Origin of the sequence: Cnuibacter physcomitrellae, assembly GCF_014640535.1 — a bacterium.
GTDB classification, from domain to species: Bacteria; Actinomycetota; Actinomycetes; order Actinomycetales; family Microbacteriaceae; genus Cnuibacter; species Cnuibacter physcomitrellae.
This window is the reverse complement of the sequence record NZ_BMHD01000001.1, coordinates 3,393,513-3,407,245: the sequence shown is the minus strand read 5'-3', so window position 1 is coordinate 3,407,245 and position 13,733 is coordinate 3,393,513. Positions and strand designations below refer to the sequence as shown.

The following is a 13,733-nucleotide window of genomic DNA, read 5'->3' as shown; positions in this document are numbered from 1 at the left end:
CGGGGTCAGGCGCGGGAGAGGGCGATCTGCAGGAGGGCCTCGGTGAGCTCGAGGTGCCAGCGCGCCTGGCGCAGGTCGGCGCCCCAGGCGTAGATGCCGTGGTCGGCGACGATGAGCGCCGGCACCTCCGCCACGGACGCCGTCGGACGGACGTACTGGCGCTCGAACGCGTCGCCCAGGACCCGCATGTCCTGTCCGTTGGGCACGACGGGGATGACGACCCGCTCGCCGTGCGCGCGGTGGCCGAGGCCCTTCAGCATCTCGAGGTCGTGCAGCACCACCCCGCCGGGCCACTGGTGTCCGGCACGCACCGCGGCGAGCGCGTGCACGTGGATGGCGGCGCCCGCACCGGTGACCGCGGCGATGCGCGCGTGGAGTCCCGCCTCGGCGGAGGGACGCTGCTCCGAGCCGCCTTCGCCGACCACACCCTCCCCCGCGTCGTCGACGATGACGATGTCGGATGCGGTGAGCTCACCCTTGTCGAGACCCGACGCCGTCACGGCCAGCCGCAGCGGATCGCGGCCGAGGGTCACCGACAGGTTGCCCGCGGTGCCCGGCATCCATCCCCGGGCGGCGAAGCGAGCCGACTCCGCGGCGAGCGCGGTGCCGACCGAGTCGAGGACGGACGGCGAGAACGGGAGCGTCACGGAGCGACCACCTCGACGTCGTCGAACGACGCGACGACGGAGGCGGTGCCGAAGTCGGCCTCGAAGAAGGGCTCGCCCTCGCGGGAGAACGCGACGACCTGCCAGCCGGCCTCCTGCGCGGCCGAGACCTCGCCGGGGTTGTCGGTGAAGAACACGAGGTCGCCGGCGTCGACGCCGAGCGCCGACGCGATCGTCTCGTACGACGCGGCCTCCTTCTTCGGCCCCGCCTTCACCGTGTCGAAGAAGTCGGTGACGAGCGGGGTGAGGTCGCCCGACGGCGAGTGCTTGAACCACGGCACCTGCGAGGCGACCGAGCCCGACGAGAACACGGCGAGCCCGACGCCGGCGTCGTGCCAGCGGCGCAGACGCGGGACGACGTCGTCGAAGAAGTGCGACGTGACCTCTCCGCGGTCGAAGCCCTCGGCCCAGATCTGCCCCTGGATGGTCTTGAGCGGCGTGGCCTTGACGTCGCGCTCCATCCACTCGTGCAGCACCGCGACGATCTCGTCGGTCGAGGCGTCGGAGGCGAGGTGGGCGTCCGCGATCACCTGGCGGCGCGCCTCGGCGATGGCCGGGTCGTCGGCGTGGCCGTCGATCCAGGCGGCCAGGCGCGGGCGGGCGTAGTCGTAGAGGTCGCCGAGGATGAAGCCGGCGGCGCTCGTGGTGCCCTCGAGGTCGACCACGAGGACCTTGGCGTGGACCAGCAGGGGGTCGGGGGTGTCGTTCACGGGTTCCTCCGGAGGGATCGCGGGGCGGTGGTCAGGCGGATGCGGCGCCGTCGCCGACAGCGCCGCCGGGCGCCGCAGGCGACGGCACGGACAGCGGGGAAGAGGGGTCGACGGGACGGAGCGACTCGGCCGAGGCAAGGCCCCGGCCGGTGACGATGTGCGCCGCCGCCGCATCGAGGACGGCCGCCGAGGCCGCCGCGCGCGGACCTTCGGGGAGCACGCCGTCGAGGTCGGACGCGTGCGAGAAGCCGGCGATCCGCCGCACCATCTCGATGCCCGCGAAGCGCCAGGCGTCGTCGAGGATGGCGTCGACGCGCGCGGGGTCGAGTCCGGCTGAGGCAGTGAACGCGGCCAGGCTCGCCGGGATCGCCTCCCAGCGGCGCAGGGCCAGCGCGTCGTCGCCCGCGGCGAAGGCGGCGGCGACCGCCACCTCGACCCCGGCCCAGAACAGGCCGAGGTCCATGCCGATCGGACCGACGAACGCGAACTCGGGGTCGAACACCTTCACGACCTGGCCGCCGTCGCGGAACCCGACCATCACCGATCCGGTGTGGAGGTCGCCGTGGATGAGCGCCTCCGACGCGGTCTCGAACCGCCCTCGGACGCCTTCCACCGCGTCGGCGACGGCGGTCGAGGCGCGCAGCGCGCGCACGCGCTCGTCGAGGGCCGGCTCCCAGCGGTTGGTCTCGTGCTCGCGCAGGGGGTAGCCGAGCAAGAAGTCGCGCGTGATCTGCATGAGACCCTCGTCGCCCGTCTGCGCGGACAGCTCGGCGAACGCCTCCTCGCCCAGCGCCTCCCGCGTGGTGGCGGCGGCGAGCGCGCCGACGAACCCGCCCACCACCGCGCCGACATCGGCGTGGTCGAGGGCGCGGCCGTCGGGCTCGTGCTCGGCCGCGAGCGCATCGCGCAGCACGGCGAGGTCGCTGAGGTCCTCCATCAGCAGCACGTGCAGCTCGTCGTCGAACCCGACGATCTCCGGGATCGAGTCGGGCACCCGCTCCGCGAGCAGCGCGTACGTCGCGGCCTCGGCGGCGATCCGCGAGGGATCGATCGGCCACTCCGGCCCGATCGACTGCACGAACGGCGGCGCCTGCTTGAGCGCGATGCTGCCGAGGGGTCCCCGCGCGAGGAAGACGCGGTTCATGTTGCCCGCCGTCACGTCGACGACCTCGACCTGGCCGGGCTCGTCGGCCACGCGCGAGAGGCCGCCCGTCCGGACGAGGTACTCCACCACGTCGTCGCGGTCGTCGAGGAGGGGGTAGTCGGCGCTCATGCCTGCTGCTTCCTGTGGTAGTCGGCCACCCGGTCGGCGGGGAAGGCCCCGCGGTCGGTCACGATCCTCGTGACGAACCGCGCGGGGGTGACGTCGAAGGCGGGATACCACCCGCGGGTGACGAGGTCGGATGCGGTGCGCACGCCGCCCACGGCGAGCACCTCGTCGCCGTCCCGCTCCTCGACGACGATGTCGTCGGCGGTGGGTGCACCGGCATCCGGGGCCTGCACGAGGGCGTAGAACGGGACCCCGAAGGCGGAGGCGGCGACCGCGAGACCGAGCGTCCCGACCTTGTTCACGACGCTCCCGTCGAGGCTGACGCGGTCGGCGGCGGTCACGAGCGCGTCGATCGGCCCCAGGCCGGATCCCGGCGCCATGGCCGCGGCGCCCATCCCGTCCGTGATGAGGGTGACGGGCTGCCCCATCTCGGCGAGCGTGTGCGAGGTGAGCCGGGCGCCCTGCAGGTAGGGCCGCGTCTCGGTGGCGACCCACTCGAACGACTTCCCGACGGCCTCGGCAGCACGCACGGTCTCGACGAGGTAGGTGTCCATCCAGCAGTGCGTGAGGATGCGTGCACCGTCGTCGAGCAGCGCGACCGTCGCGTCGCCGAGCAGCCGGCTGCGGCGGCGGTAGAGGTCGGAGCCGTCGCGTGCCGCCTCGACCGCGGCCTCCACGAGCTGCGGGGTGGACGCGGCCTCGTCGATCGCGGCGAGGACGTGCTCGACGGCCTCGCGCGGATGCCCGTTGGTCGGCCGCGCGGTGGCGACCACCTCGGCGGCCCGCCGCATCCGCCGGCCCGCCGCGTCGAGGTCGAGGTCGGCGACCTGCAGCGCGGTGAGCTCCATCGCGGCGTAGGCCGCGTACAGCGGCCCCGAGCTCTGCGTGACCATGCCCGCGATGGCGGCGGCCACCTCCTCCGCGTCGACCGCGGCGACCCACTCGACCGAACGCGGGAAGACCCGGCGGTCGAGGATCAGCACCGCGCCGTCGACCACTCTCACGGAGTCGTCGAGGAGGGGTGCTCGTCGGGCGGAGGCCGGGGTCTGGAGGCGGTGTGTCATGGTCATGCGGGTCTCGTCTCCAGGCTACCGGGTGCACCCTCGCCTCCTCCCCCGTGTGACTCCCCGCGACATCGGGACGTGCGCGACGGCTCTGCGGCCGGGCAGCCGTAGAGTGGGCGGGCGAGCACTCGTGGGGGGAGCGGATGATCGACGAGAGCAGGCAGGATCCGGGAGCGGGCGGCGGCACGCCTCCGCCGACCGAGGCGCCGCGGGCGGACGGCGAGGCGCCGCCCGCCCGCCGCACGGCGACGGGCAGCTACACCGCGACGGGCAGCTACACGGGCACCGGCGGCGTGGTCCCGGCGGGATGGTACGTCGACCCGGAGGCGCCGGATCCCGCGACCGATCGACAGCGCTGGTGGGACGGCTCGAGGTGGACGTCGCACGTCCGATCGTCGGCGGCGCCCCCTGGGCCCGCCGGCCCGGGCGCCGGCCCCGGGGAGGTGTCCCTGCCGAGTGTTCCCGCGGGCACGCCGGTCTACACCCCGTACATCTGGATCGTGACCCTCCTCCCCCTGCTGTCGTTGGCGCTCAGGCCCTGGGTTCCGGGCGGGCCCTACTCGACCGTCCCGCTGCCCGCCGAGACCGGCCTGAGGCTCGTGCTGCCCGCCGATCCCCTCGGTCTCACCGCGGCGGTCTCGGGGACCGTGGCCTGGCTCGCAGGCATCGTGCTGGCCTGGCTCGACCACCGCGTGCTCCTGTCCCGCGGGTTCGTTCGTCCGTTCGGATGGGGGTGGGCGATCATCCCGGCCCCCGTCTACGCGATCGGGCGCTCGGTCGTCGCACGCCGGCCCTCCGGTCGCGGGATCGCCCCGATGTGGGTGAGCATCGGGATCCTCGTGGTGGGTTCGATCGTGTCGACCGTGCTCTCCCAGATCCGGTGACGGCGCCGGGTCGGTAGTCTCGTGTCGGCGCGGGTGCGCTGCACGAGGACACGAGGGGGATCCGGATGAGCGACAGCGGCTACGGCGCGCAGAACGACGGGGCACAGGGCAGCGGGGCGACGCCTCCCGCGGGGTGGTACCCCGACCCGGCGGGGTCTGGCATGCAGCGCTGGTGGGACGGCGCGCGGTGGACCGACAACCGGCAGTGGCCGAGCGCCCCGGCGTTCCAGGGCGGCGCCGGCCTCGACCCGAACGCGAAGATCGCTCCCGGCACGCCCGTCTACACGCCGTGGATCTGGCTGATCGTCCTGCTCCCGCTGCTGTCGTACGCCCTCCTGCCGTGGGTGTTCCGGGAGACGATGGGGCAGATGGAGAGCATCATGACCTCCACGCAGTACGGCACCACGACCCGGTTCGGGATGTCGACACTCGGCCCGGCGAACGTGGTCTCGCAGCTGCTCGGCTGGGTGATCTGGGGCCTCACGGTGCTGTTCGCCTGGCTCGACTACCGCATGCTGAGGATGCGGGGCTTCGTCCGCCCGTTCCACTGGGCGTTCGCCTTCATCCCGGCGCCGGTCTACGCCATCGGGCGCTCCGTGGTGGCCCGCCGCCGCTCCGGCAGGGGCATCGCACCGATGTGGGTCGCCATCGGGATGCTCGCGCTCGGCCTCATCGTCACGATCGTGTTCGTCGTCGCGACCGTGATCGCGGTCCCCCTGCCCAGCACCTACCGCTGACCCGGGACGGCGCTCACGCGAAGGCGGAGACGCCGGTGAGCGCGCGCCCGAGGATGAGGGTGTGGATCTCGTCCGTGCCCTCGTAGGTGCGCACCGCCTCGAGGTTGGCCATGTGCCGCATCACGGGGAACTCGTTCGTCACGCCGTCGCCCCCCAGGATGCTGCGGGTAGTGCGGGCGATCTCGATCGCCTCGCGGACGTTGTTGAGCTTCCCGACGCTGATCTGCGTCGGGGACAGCGTGCCCGCATCCTTCGAGCGGCCGATCGCGAGCGCGAGGAGCATGCCCTTCTCGTACTCCAGGAGCATGGTCGCGAGCTTCTCCTGGGTCAGCTGGAACGCTCCGATCGACTTGCCGAACACCGTGCGAGCACGTGCACGCTCGAGCGCGATCTCGAGGCAGCTGCGCGCGGCTCCCATCGCGCCCCAGATGATCCCGTAGCGGGCCTCGTTGAGGCAGGAGAACGGCCCGCGCAGGGTGGTGGCCCCGGGCAGGCGCGCCGAGTCGGGCACGCGGACGCCGTCGAGCGCGATGTCGCACTGGATGGAGGCGCGCATGGCGAGCTTGCCGTCGATGGGCGTCGCGGTGAACCCGGCGGTGTCGGTGGGGACGAGGAAGCCGCCGATCCCGTCCTCCGTGCGGGCCCAGACGACGGCGACGTCGGCGACGCTGGCGAGCCCGATCCAGCGCTTCGCGCCGTCGATGACCCACTCGTCGCCCTCACGACGGGCCGTCGTCGTCATCGCACCGGGGTCGCTGCCGCCGTCGGGCTCGGTGAGGGCGAAGCAGCCCACCGTCTCGCCGGCGGCCATGCCCGGCAGCCACCTGTCCTTCTGCTCCTCGGAACCGAACTTCGCGATGGCGCTCATCGCCAGGGATCCCTGCACCGAGACGAAGGTGCGCCATCCGCTGTCGACGGCCTCGAACTCGGCGCAGACGGCGCCATAGCTCACCGCGCTCGCCCCCGCGCATCCGTAGCCGCGGATGTGCATGCCGAGGAACCCGGCGGCGCCGAGCTCGGGGATCAGCTCGGCCCGGAACCGCTTGGCCTCGAAGTCCTCCTCGATCGTGGGCGCGATGCGGGTGCGGGCGAACTCGCGGGCGCGGTCCTGCCACCCGCGCTCCTCCTCGGACAGCAGGGCGTCGAAGTCGAACACGTCTCGGAGGGCGTCGCGCCCGGTCTCGTGGGTCATGTGAGGTCTCTCCAGGTGGTGGCAGAACGGTCGGGAAGGGTCGGCGGCGGCGAGACGTACTCGACGGGGGTGGCGCTGAAGCGGATGGGGTTGGCGACGCTGCGGCTCCCCGCCAGCTCCACGACGGGGTCGAGGCCCAGCCTCTCGGCCAGGGCGAAGGCGTCGGGCACCGAGTTGATGGGGCCGGCGGGCACGCCACGCGCGCCGAGGCGCTCCGTCCACTCGTCCGCCGTCCGCGCCGCGAAGGCGGGGGCGAGCCGCGCGTTCAGCTCGGCGCGGTGGGCCACCCGGGCGGAGTTGGTCGCGAAGCGCTCGTCCCCGGCGAGCTGCGGGAGGCCCAGGTCGGCGGCGAGCTGCGCGAACTGCGCGTCGGTCCCGACCGCGATCGCGATGTCGCGGTCGGCGGCCGAGTAGGTCTCGTACGGCGCGATGCTCGGGTGCTGGTTCCCGAGGGCCTGGGGCACCCGGCCCGCCTCGAGGTGGGCGCCGGCCTGGTTCGTGAGGGAGGACAGCAGGCTCGACAGCAGATCGACCTCGATCCGCTGGCCGCGCCCCGTGGTCTCGCGCACGTGCAGCGCGGCCAGGATGCCGGACAGCGCGTGGAGTCCGGTCACCACGTCGACGAGCGCGACGCCGACCTTGGTCGGATGCTGCGCATCCGCACCGGTGATGCTCATGAGCCCGCCCATCGCCTGGACGAGCAGGTCGAAGCCGGGGAGCTCCGCGCCCGGACCGGAGCCGAAGCCGCTGATCGAGCAGTAGACGGCGCGGGGGTTGAGGGTCTCGACGTCGGCGGGCCCTAGCCCGTGCCGGTCCATCGTGCCCGGACGGAAGTTCTCGATCACGACGTCGGCGTGCGCGACGAGGTCGGTCACCACGGCCCGGTCCGCCGGGTCGGCGAGATCGACCGCGATGCTCCGCTTGTTGCGGTTGACCGAGCCGAAGTACGTCGAGAGGCCGGTGGGGCCGACGGGCGGCGTCCAGGCGCGGGTCTCATCGCCGACGCCGAGCCTCTCCACCTTGACCACCTCGGCTCCCATGTCGGCGAGCATCATCGTGGCGTACGGTCCGGCGAGCACCCGGGTGAAGTCGGCGACGACGAGGCCCGCCAGCGGACCGCTCACGACCCGCCCCGCAGGTAGACCGTGGTGGTGTGCGTGAAGAAGTCCTGGGCCGCCTCGCCCTGCTCCTTCGGGCCCAGCCCGCTGCCCTTGGCGCCGCCGAACGGCACGTGCGGATCGGCGCCGGCCGACTCCGAGTTGACGTGCAGGATGCCGGTGTCGATGGCCTCGATCGCCTCGAGGGCGGTGCCGAGGTCACGGGTGAACACGGCGGCGGTCAGGCCGAACTCGCCCCGGTTCGCCTCGGCGAACGCCTCCGCCGCTCCGCTCACGCGCTTCACGCCGACGATGGGACCGAACAGCTCGTCGTCCCAGACCGCCGCGTCGGTGCCGGTGCAGTCCAGCACGGTCGGGGCGACGAAGTGCCCGTCGCCCGCCGCGCCGAGTGCGGGCTCGCGGGAGGTGAGCCGGGTGACCCCGGATGCGCTCGCCGCGGCGACGGCACCGAGCATCGACTCGCGCGCGCGGCCCGAGATGACCGGGCCGACCTGGGTCGCGGGATCGAGCGGATCCCCGACGACCAGGGCGTCCGCGCGCGCGACCAGACGAGCGAGGAACTCGTCGGCGACCGACTCGTCCACGATGATCCGCGAGGTCGCGGTGCACTTCTGCCCGCTGGAGTTGAAGGCGCCCGCGGCGACCTGGTCCACCGCGAGGTCGAGGTCGACGTCGGCCAGCACCACGGCGGCGTTCTTGCCCCCGAGCTCCGCCTGCACCGGCACGCCGCGCGCAGCCGCGGCGGAGGCGATGCTCCGGCCGACCGCGGTCGATCCCGTGAACGTGATGCCGTCGATCCCCGGATGCGCGACCATCGCCCTCCCGAGGTCGGGACCGCCGATCAGCAGGTTGAGGACCCCGTCGGGCAGGCCCGCCTCGACGAGCGCCTCCGCCAGCCGCAGCGCGAGGAGCGGCACCGGATCCGCGGGCTTCCACACCACGGTGTTGCCGTGGGCGAGCGCGGGCGCGATCTTCCAGGCGGGGATGGCGATCGGGAAGTTGAACGGCGTGATCGCCGCGATGACGCCGAGCGGTCGCCGCGTCACGAGGATCCGCTCGCCCGGGCGCGGCGAGTGATGCACGGTGCCGGCCACGCGGTCGCCGACGCCGGAGACGTAGTCGAGGATCTGCGCCGCGCGACGGACCTCGCCGATGCCCTCCGCGAGGGTCTTCCCCTCCTCCTCGGCCAGTTCGGCGCCGAGCCCGTCCGCGCGTGCGGACAGCAGGCGGCCGGCCTCGCGCAGGAACGCGCCGCGACTCGCCGCGGGCGTCCTCGCCCAGCCCGACGCCGCCTGACGCGCCGCCTCGACCGCCGCGTCCAGTTCGTCATCGCCCGCCGCGCGCCCGGCGGCGACGAGCCGATCGGGGTGCGCGGGGCTCCAGCTCTCCACCGGCTCGCCTGAGCCGTCGGTCCAGCGGCCGCCGATGCGGTGGTGGAGGTCGACCGTCGCGGTCATCGATCCTCGTCCTTCCTGGTTCTCGTCCCTCGCGGGCCCATCCTGTCGCCGTGCCGTGCCGTCACGCTGACGCGACAGCGCACGCTCAGTAGCGGCGCAGCATCCGGATGTGGCGCTGCTGCATGAAGGCGGTGAGCCCCTCCGGTCCGAGCTCGCGCCCGAAGCCCGACATCTTCCATCCGCCGAACGGCGCCTGCAGCTCGGTGATGTCGTTGATGTTGACCCCGACGCCGCCCACCTCGAGCCGCTCCGCCAGGCCCCAGGCGCGATCGAGGTCGCCACCGAAGACGTAGGCGGCCAGCCCCGCCGCGTTGTCGTTGGCCAGGTCGGCCAGCCCGTCGACGTCGAGGTCGGCGGCGTAGCGGTGCACGGCGACGACCGGGCCGAAGGTCTCCTCGGTCATGGCGAGCGCGTCCAGCGGCACGCGGTCGACGACGGCGGGCGCGAAGTAGTGGCCTCGCGCGAGGTCGCCGTCGCGGAGACGGTGACCTCCCGTGGTGACCACCGCGCCGCGATCCACCGCATCCGCGATGTGGCGTTCGGCCTTGCCGAGCACCGCCTCCGTCGTGGCCGGGCCGCCGGTGGTCGCGGGGTCGAGGCCGTGACCGATCCGGATGCGCTCCGCCTCCGCCGACACCGCCGCCACGAACTCGTCGGCGATCGGGTCGGCGACGAGGATGCGGTTCACGGCGATGCAGATCTGCCCGGCGTTGGAGAAGGACCGACGGGCGGCCGCAGCGGCCGCGGCGGGCACGTCGGCGTCGTCGAGCACGATGAACGGGCTCTGACCGCCGAGCTCCAGCGAGAGCCGCTTCATGGTGCCCGCGGCGGAGCGCATGATCGCCTGCCCGGTCGCGGTCGACGCGGTCGCGGTGACCATCGCGATCCGCGGGTGCGACGAGATCCGCTCCCCCGCCTCGAGTCCGCCGGGCAGGTCGGACAGCAGGCCCGCCGGGAGCCCGGCGTCGTGGAAGCACTCCACGACGACGCCGATCGCCAGCGGCGACTCGAGCGGCGGCTTCACGATGATCGCGTCGCCGGCGGCGAGCGCCGGACCCACCTTCCAGGCGTAGAGGTCGACCGGGTAGTTCCACGGCACGACCGCGCCGACGACGCCGACGGGCGCCCACTGCACGATCGAGCGGATGTCGCGTCGCTGCGTCGGGCGCAGCGCGCCGGGCACCCGCTTGCCCTCCTCGGCGTAGTAGTGGAAGACCTCGATCGCGAACCCGATCTCCTTGCGGCTGTCGGGGAGCGGCTTGCCCTGCTCGAGCGTGAGCAGTCGCGCGATCTCCTCGATCCGCGCCTCGATGCGATCGGCCGCGGCGTGGAGGATCGCCGCGCGCTCCCCGGCCGGGGTGTCGGCCCAGAGACGCTGCGCCGCGAGCGCGGCGTCGACCGCACGGTCGACGTCGGCGGCTCCTGCGGCCGCGGTGCTGCCGACGATCTCGCCGGTGCCGGGGTCGGTGACGTCGAGCCGCTCGCCGGAGAGGGCGTCCGTCCATCCGCCGGCGAGGTAGAGGCCGCGGCTGGTCATCGCACCACCGGAGCCGAGAAGTCGCGGTCGCGGAGTCGTCGCCACAGCTCCTCGTAGTTGCGGTCGTTCTGCTGGTGGGCGAGCTTCGTCCGGTTCGAGTTGGTGTTCACCATGATCATCGGCTCGTAGCCGCGCGACACCAGCTCGGCCGCCGTCGACGCGTTGATCGCGTGCGACACGGCCACGGCGATGGACGTCGACGTGGGGCCGACCGGGAACTCCAGGCCGTCGATGAACTGCGACGCGTCCTCCAGCGGGATGCCCGTGTCGATCGTCACGTCGGCGATCTCGTAGAGGCGCTTGCCCGACGAGTGACGGCTCGCGACCTGGGACGAGTGCGGCACGCTCGTGACGCCGATCACCTTGAGCCCGCGCTCCTTGAACTCCACAGCCATGTCGAGGATGACGGCGTTGATCCCGGAGTGGCTGAACAGGATGAGGGAGTCGCCCTCCTTGATCTGGTGCGACCGCAGGATCGCCTTGCCGTAGCCCTCCTGGGTGTGCATGAAGCGGTACTGGGCGGTGCCCTGGTCGCCCAGCACGTGGTGCATGAGCGCGATCGACGACTCCACGATCGGTCGGAAGCCGGTCACGCCGCCGGTGCGGGGGAACGACTCGAGCGCCGCGAACCCGCCGTGGCCCGTGCCGAACGTGAAGACGAGGCCGTCACCCTGGATGCTGTCGGCGCAGATGCGCGCGGCCTCCTCGATCCGGTCGGCCTGGGTGTCGCGGACGGCGCCGATCTTGGCGATCACGTCGTCGAAGTAGTCCTGTGCGATGGTCATGGTGGTCCTTTCGGGAGGAAGGTCAGGCGGCGATCGGCGCGTGGGCGGAGAGCGCGCCGAAGCCGGTCTCGAGGAGCGCGCGCTCGGCGGCGACGCGCTCGTCGTGCGGCATCTTGTCGTTGGTGAGGCCCGAGACGCTGGCCAGGCACAGCGACGCGGCGGACACCCCGAGAGCACGGGCGGCCACGAAGATGGCGCTGGTCTCCATGTCGGTCGCGATGACGCCCGCGCGGGCGAGGGAGGCGTAGCGGTCCTGGACCGGCTCGGTGCCGGATCCGGTCTCGAACATCTCGGTGTAGAAGCCGTCGAAGGTGGCGAACAGCCCCGAGCGGTGCGGGACGCCGGAGGCGGAGACGGCCGCCTCGACGTCGACGGTGAGCGGCAGGTCGGGTACCGCCGGGAACGCGAGCGGGAGGTACGACGCCGACGTCGACTCGTTGCGGACGGCGCCGTGGGCCACGACGAACTCGCCGAGCTCCGTGTCGCCCACGGTCATCGCAGTACCCAGACGGAGGAAGCGCTTCACGCCGAGCATCGCGAGCTCGTGCAGCACGACCGCGGCGATGGGGGCTCCCATGCCGAAGGCCGACACGGTGATGCGGTGGCCGGCGTGGGTGCCGGTGGCGGTGGTGAGCCCGCGGTCCTCGTTGAGGATCGTGGCGTCCTCGAGCATGTCGGCCGCGAGCAGCACACGCCCCCGGTCGCCGACGAGGACCGCCGACTCGCCGACCTCGTCGGCGCCGCAGCGCAGGTACCAGGCGTTAGCGCTCGGCATGGGTGACTCCTTCGTTCTGTGGTGCACCGTCGTGCGGTGCGGGTTCGTGGGGGCGCGTCGTGGCGCGTGAGAGGAGGAGGTCGCGGGCGGCGGCCGACGCTCGCGCGACCAGCTCGTCGAGCGTCTCGTCGGTGAGCGCGGAGTCGCTCGGCAGCCGGGCGAGGTCGGCGGCGGCGGTGCCGATGAAGGTGTCGCCCGCCCCCGTGGTGTCGGCGGCGCTCACCCGTTCCACGGTGAGGGAACCGGATCGGCCCTCCCCGGCGACCTCCCATCGCACGCCCTCCGCACCCAGGGTCTCCAGCAGCACCGTGCCGGGACGCACGGACGACGACAGCGGGCCCTGCGCCTCGAGGAACGGGCGCTCACCCCGGGCGAAGCTGACCGCGTCCGCTCGGGCGAGCAGGCGCCGCACGAGCGCGCCGTCGTAGGCATCGGCGTCGTGCTTGACCGCCCAGACGAGCCGGACGTCCGGCGGCAGCTCGTCGAGGACGTGCTCGGTGAGGGAGCGGGGCGCGACGGTGAGGAGCACGGTGCCTGCGGCGCGCAGCACGGCGACCTGCCCGTCGTCGAGCCTCTCGGGATGGCACGTGCCCGGATCGAAGAAGCAGATCGTGCCGCCCGACTCGATCTCGAGCATGGTGGCGCTCGGACTGCGCTCGCCGTGCACGGCGAGCCCCGCATCCGAGGCGCCGGTCTCGAGGAGAGCGGAGCGCCAGAGCCCGCCGTTCCGGTCGTGGCCGATCCAGGACACGGCCATCACCTCGGCGCCGTTCGCCGCGGCCGCGGCCACCAGGTGGGCGATGCCGCCGATCGACGGGGTGTCGGAGCGCAGCGGCCGCCGGAGGATGCTCGTGGCGTCGACACCCCGGAAGTGGGTCGTCGACGTCGCGGAGTCGAGGCTGGCGTAGCCGACGACCGCGAGGGCGGAGGACGTGGTGGGGCTCACAGCGAGGCGATCGCTTCCTCGAGCGTGGGGACCGCGCCGAAGTAGCGCTCGATGTCCTCCAGGCTCGCCGCCCCGAGGTGCGGTCGGTTCGAGTTCGTGGTCTCCGCGGGCACCCACACCTCGAAGCCCCCGGCGAACGCATCCTGGGCGGTGGCGCGGATGCACACGTTCGTCTTGACGCCGACGATGATCAGCCGGCGGATGCCCTGCTCGCGCAGGAGCAGGTCGAGGTCGGTGGCGTAGAAGGCCGAGTAGCGGCGCTTGAACACCTCGACCTCACGGCCCGAGGCGACGGGCTCGAACCCGGGTACGTAGGCCGCATCGCTCGCGCCGGCCTCGTGATGACGGGGCAGCTTCGCGAACTCGAAGTCCTCGAGGCCCGGGTGGTGGCGCTCGACGGCGTGCACGACCAGCGTTCCGCGGCTCCGTGCCTCCTCGAGCAGCGTCCGGATGGGGTCCAGCACCTCGGGGGCGGCGGGGTAGAAGTTCGCCTCGGCCGGGTCGAAGAACGACGCGATGAGGTCCACGAGCACGAGGGCGGTGGGGACGCGCGGCTCGGATCCCGGGTCGGCGGTGACGGATTCGTCGGACAT

General features: G+C 73.1%; 14 protein-coding genes. 2 read left to right on the top strand and 12 right to left on the bottom strand.

Annotated features, from left to right (window positions below; all coding sequences use genetic code 11):
- Positions 1-5: 5 nt before the first annotated feature.
- Genes mtnB through IEX69_RS15955 form a run of 4 tightly spaced genes read right to left on the bottom strand, consistent with a single transcriptional unit; the run spans position 6 to position 3,715 of the window.
- Entirely contained in the window at positions 6-647 is a 642-nt protein-coding gene (gene mtnB / locus IEX69_RS15965; RefSeq protein ID WP_229756388.1) for a methylthioribulose 1-phosphate dehydratase, read from the bottom strand.
- A complete protein-coding gene (mtnC, locus tag IEX69_RS15960; RefSeq protein WP_229756387.1) occupies positions 644-1,375 on the bottom strand; it encodes an acireductone synthase in 732 nt (243 codons plus the stop codon). The genes mtnB and mtnC overlap by 4 nt, the downstream gene beginning before the upstream one ends.
- A 31-nt stretch (positions 1,376-1,406) precedes the next feature.
- Positions 1,407-2,648, bottom strand: coding sequence for a phosphotransferase (locus IEX69_RS20975; protein ID WP_229756386.1), 1,242 nt, complete (start codon positions 2,646-2,648; stop codon positions 1,407-1,409).
- Complete coding sequence (locus IEX69_RS15955; RefSeq protein ID WP_217348668.1) at positions 2,645-3,715, bottom strand: translation initiation factor eIF-2B alpha/beta/delta subunit family protein; 1,071 nt, start codon at positions 3,713-3,715, stop codon at positions 2,645-2,647. The genes IEX69_RS20975 and IEX69_RS15955 overlap by 4 nt, the downstream gene beginning before the upstream one ends.
- A gap of 137 nt (positions 3,716-3,852) precedes the next feature.
- Between IEX69_RS15955 and IEX69_RS15950 the strand changes: the two genes are divergently transcribed.
- Both IEX69_RS15950 and IEX69_RS15945 read left to right on the top strand, forming a co-directional pair.
- Positions 3,853-4,593, top strand: a complete 741-nt coding sequence (locus IEX69_RS15950; RefSeq protein ID WP_085018554.1) for a DUF2510 domain-containing protein — start codon at positions 3,853-3,855, stop codon at positions 4,591-4,593.
- A gap of 65 nt (positions 4,594-4,658) precedes the next feature.
- Positions 4,659-5,330, top strand: a complete 672-nt coding sequence (locus IEX69_RS15945; RefSeq protein WP_085018552.1) for a DUF2510 domain-containing protein — start codon at positions 4,659-4,661, stop codon at positions 5,328-5,330.
- A 13-nt stretch (positions 5,331-5,343) separates the two neighbouring features.
- Here IEX69_RS15945 and IEX69_RS15940 read toward each other — a convergent pair whose 3' ends face one another.
- The 8 genes from IEX69_RS15940 to IEX69_RS15905 all read right to left on the bottom strand — a co-directional run bounded on the left by IEX69_RS15940 (position 5,344) and on the right by IEX69_RS15905 (position 13,733).
- Positions 5,344-6,522 carry an acyl-CoA dehydrogenase family protein gene (locus tag IEX69_RS15940; protein ID WP_085018549.1) on the bottom strand — a complete coding sequence of 393 codons (1,179 nt, stop codon included), beginning with the start codon at positions 6,520-6,522 and terminating at the stop codon, positions 5,344-5,346.
- Complete coding sequence (locus IEX69_RS15935; protein WP_085018547.1) at positions 6,519-7,646, bottom strand: CaiB/BaiF CoA transferase family protein; 1,128 nt, start codon at positions 7,644-7,646, stop codon at positions 6,519-6,521. Before IEX69_RS15935 ends, IEX69_RS15940 begins: the two co-directional genes overlap by 4 nt.
- Positions 7,643-9,097 carry an aldehyde dehydrogenase family protein gene (locus IEX69_RS15930; protein ID WP_085018545.1) on the bottom strand — a complete coding sequence of 485 codons (1,455 nt, stop codon included), beginning with the start codon at positions 9,095-9,097 and terminating at the stop codon, positions 7,643-7,645. Before IEX69_RS15930 ends, IEX69_RS15935 begins: the two co-directional genes overlap by 4 nt.
- An 85-nt stretch (positions 9,098-9,182) precedes the next feature.
- A complete protein-coding gene (locus IEX69_RS15925; RefSeq protein ID WP_085018543.1) occupies positions 9,183-10,634 on the bottom strand; it encodes an aldehyde dehydrogenase family protein in 1,452 nt (483 codons plus the stop codon).
- Positions 10,631-11,419, bottom strand: coding sequence for a sugar isomerase domain-containing protein (locus IEX69_RS15920; RefSeq protein ID WP_085018541.1), 789 nt, complete (start codon positions 11,417-11,419; stop codon positions 10,631-10,633). The genes IEX69_RS15925 and IEX69_RS15920 overlap by 4 nt, the downstream gene beginning before the upstream one ends.
- A gap of 22 nt (positions 11,420-11,441) precedes the next feature.
- Positions 11,442-12,194, bottom strand: a complete 753-nt coding sequence (locus tag IEX69_RS15915) for a nucleoside phosphorylase (protein WP_085018539.1) — start codon at positions 12,192-12,194, stop codon at positions 11,442-11,444.
- On the bottom strand, positions 12,181-13,140 hold the full coding sequence (locus IEX69_RS15910) for a carbohydrate kinase family protein (protein ID WP_085018537.1): 960 nt from the start codon (positions 13,138-13,140) through the stop codon (positions 12,181-12,183). The genes IEX69_RS15915 and IEX69_RS15910 overlap by 14 nt, the downstream gene beginning before the upstream one ends.
- On the bottom strand, positions 13,137-13,733 hold the full coding sequence (locus IEX69_RS15905) for a cysteine hydrolase family protein (RefSeq protein WP_085018535.1): 597 nt from the start codon (positions 13,731-13,733) through the stop codon (positions 13,137-13,139). The genes IEX69_RS15910 and IEX69_RS15905 overlap by 4 nt, the downstream gene beginning before the upstream one ends.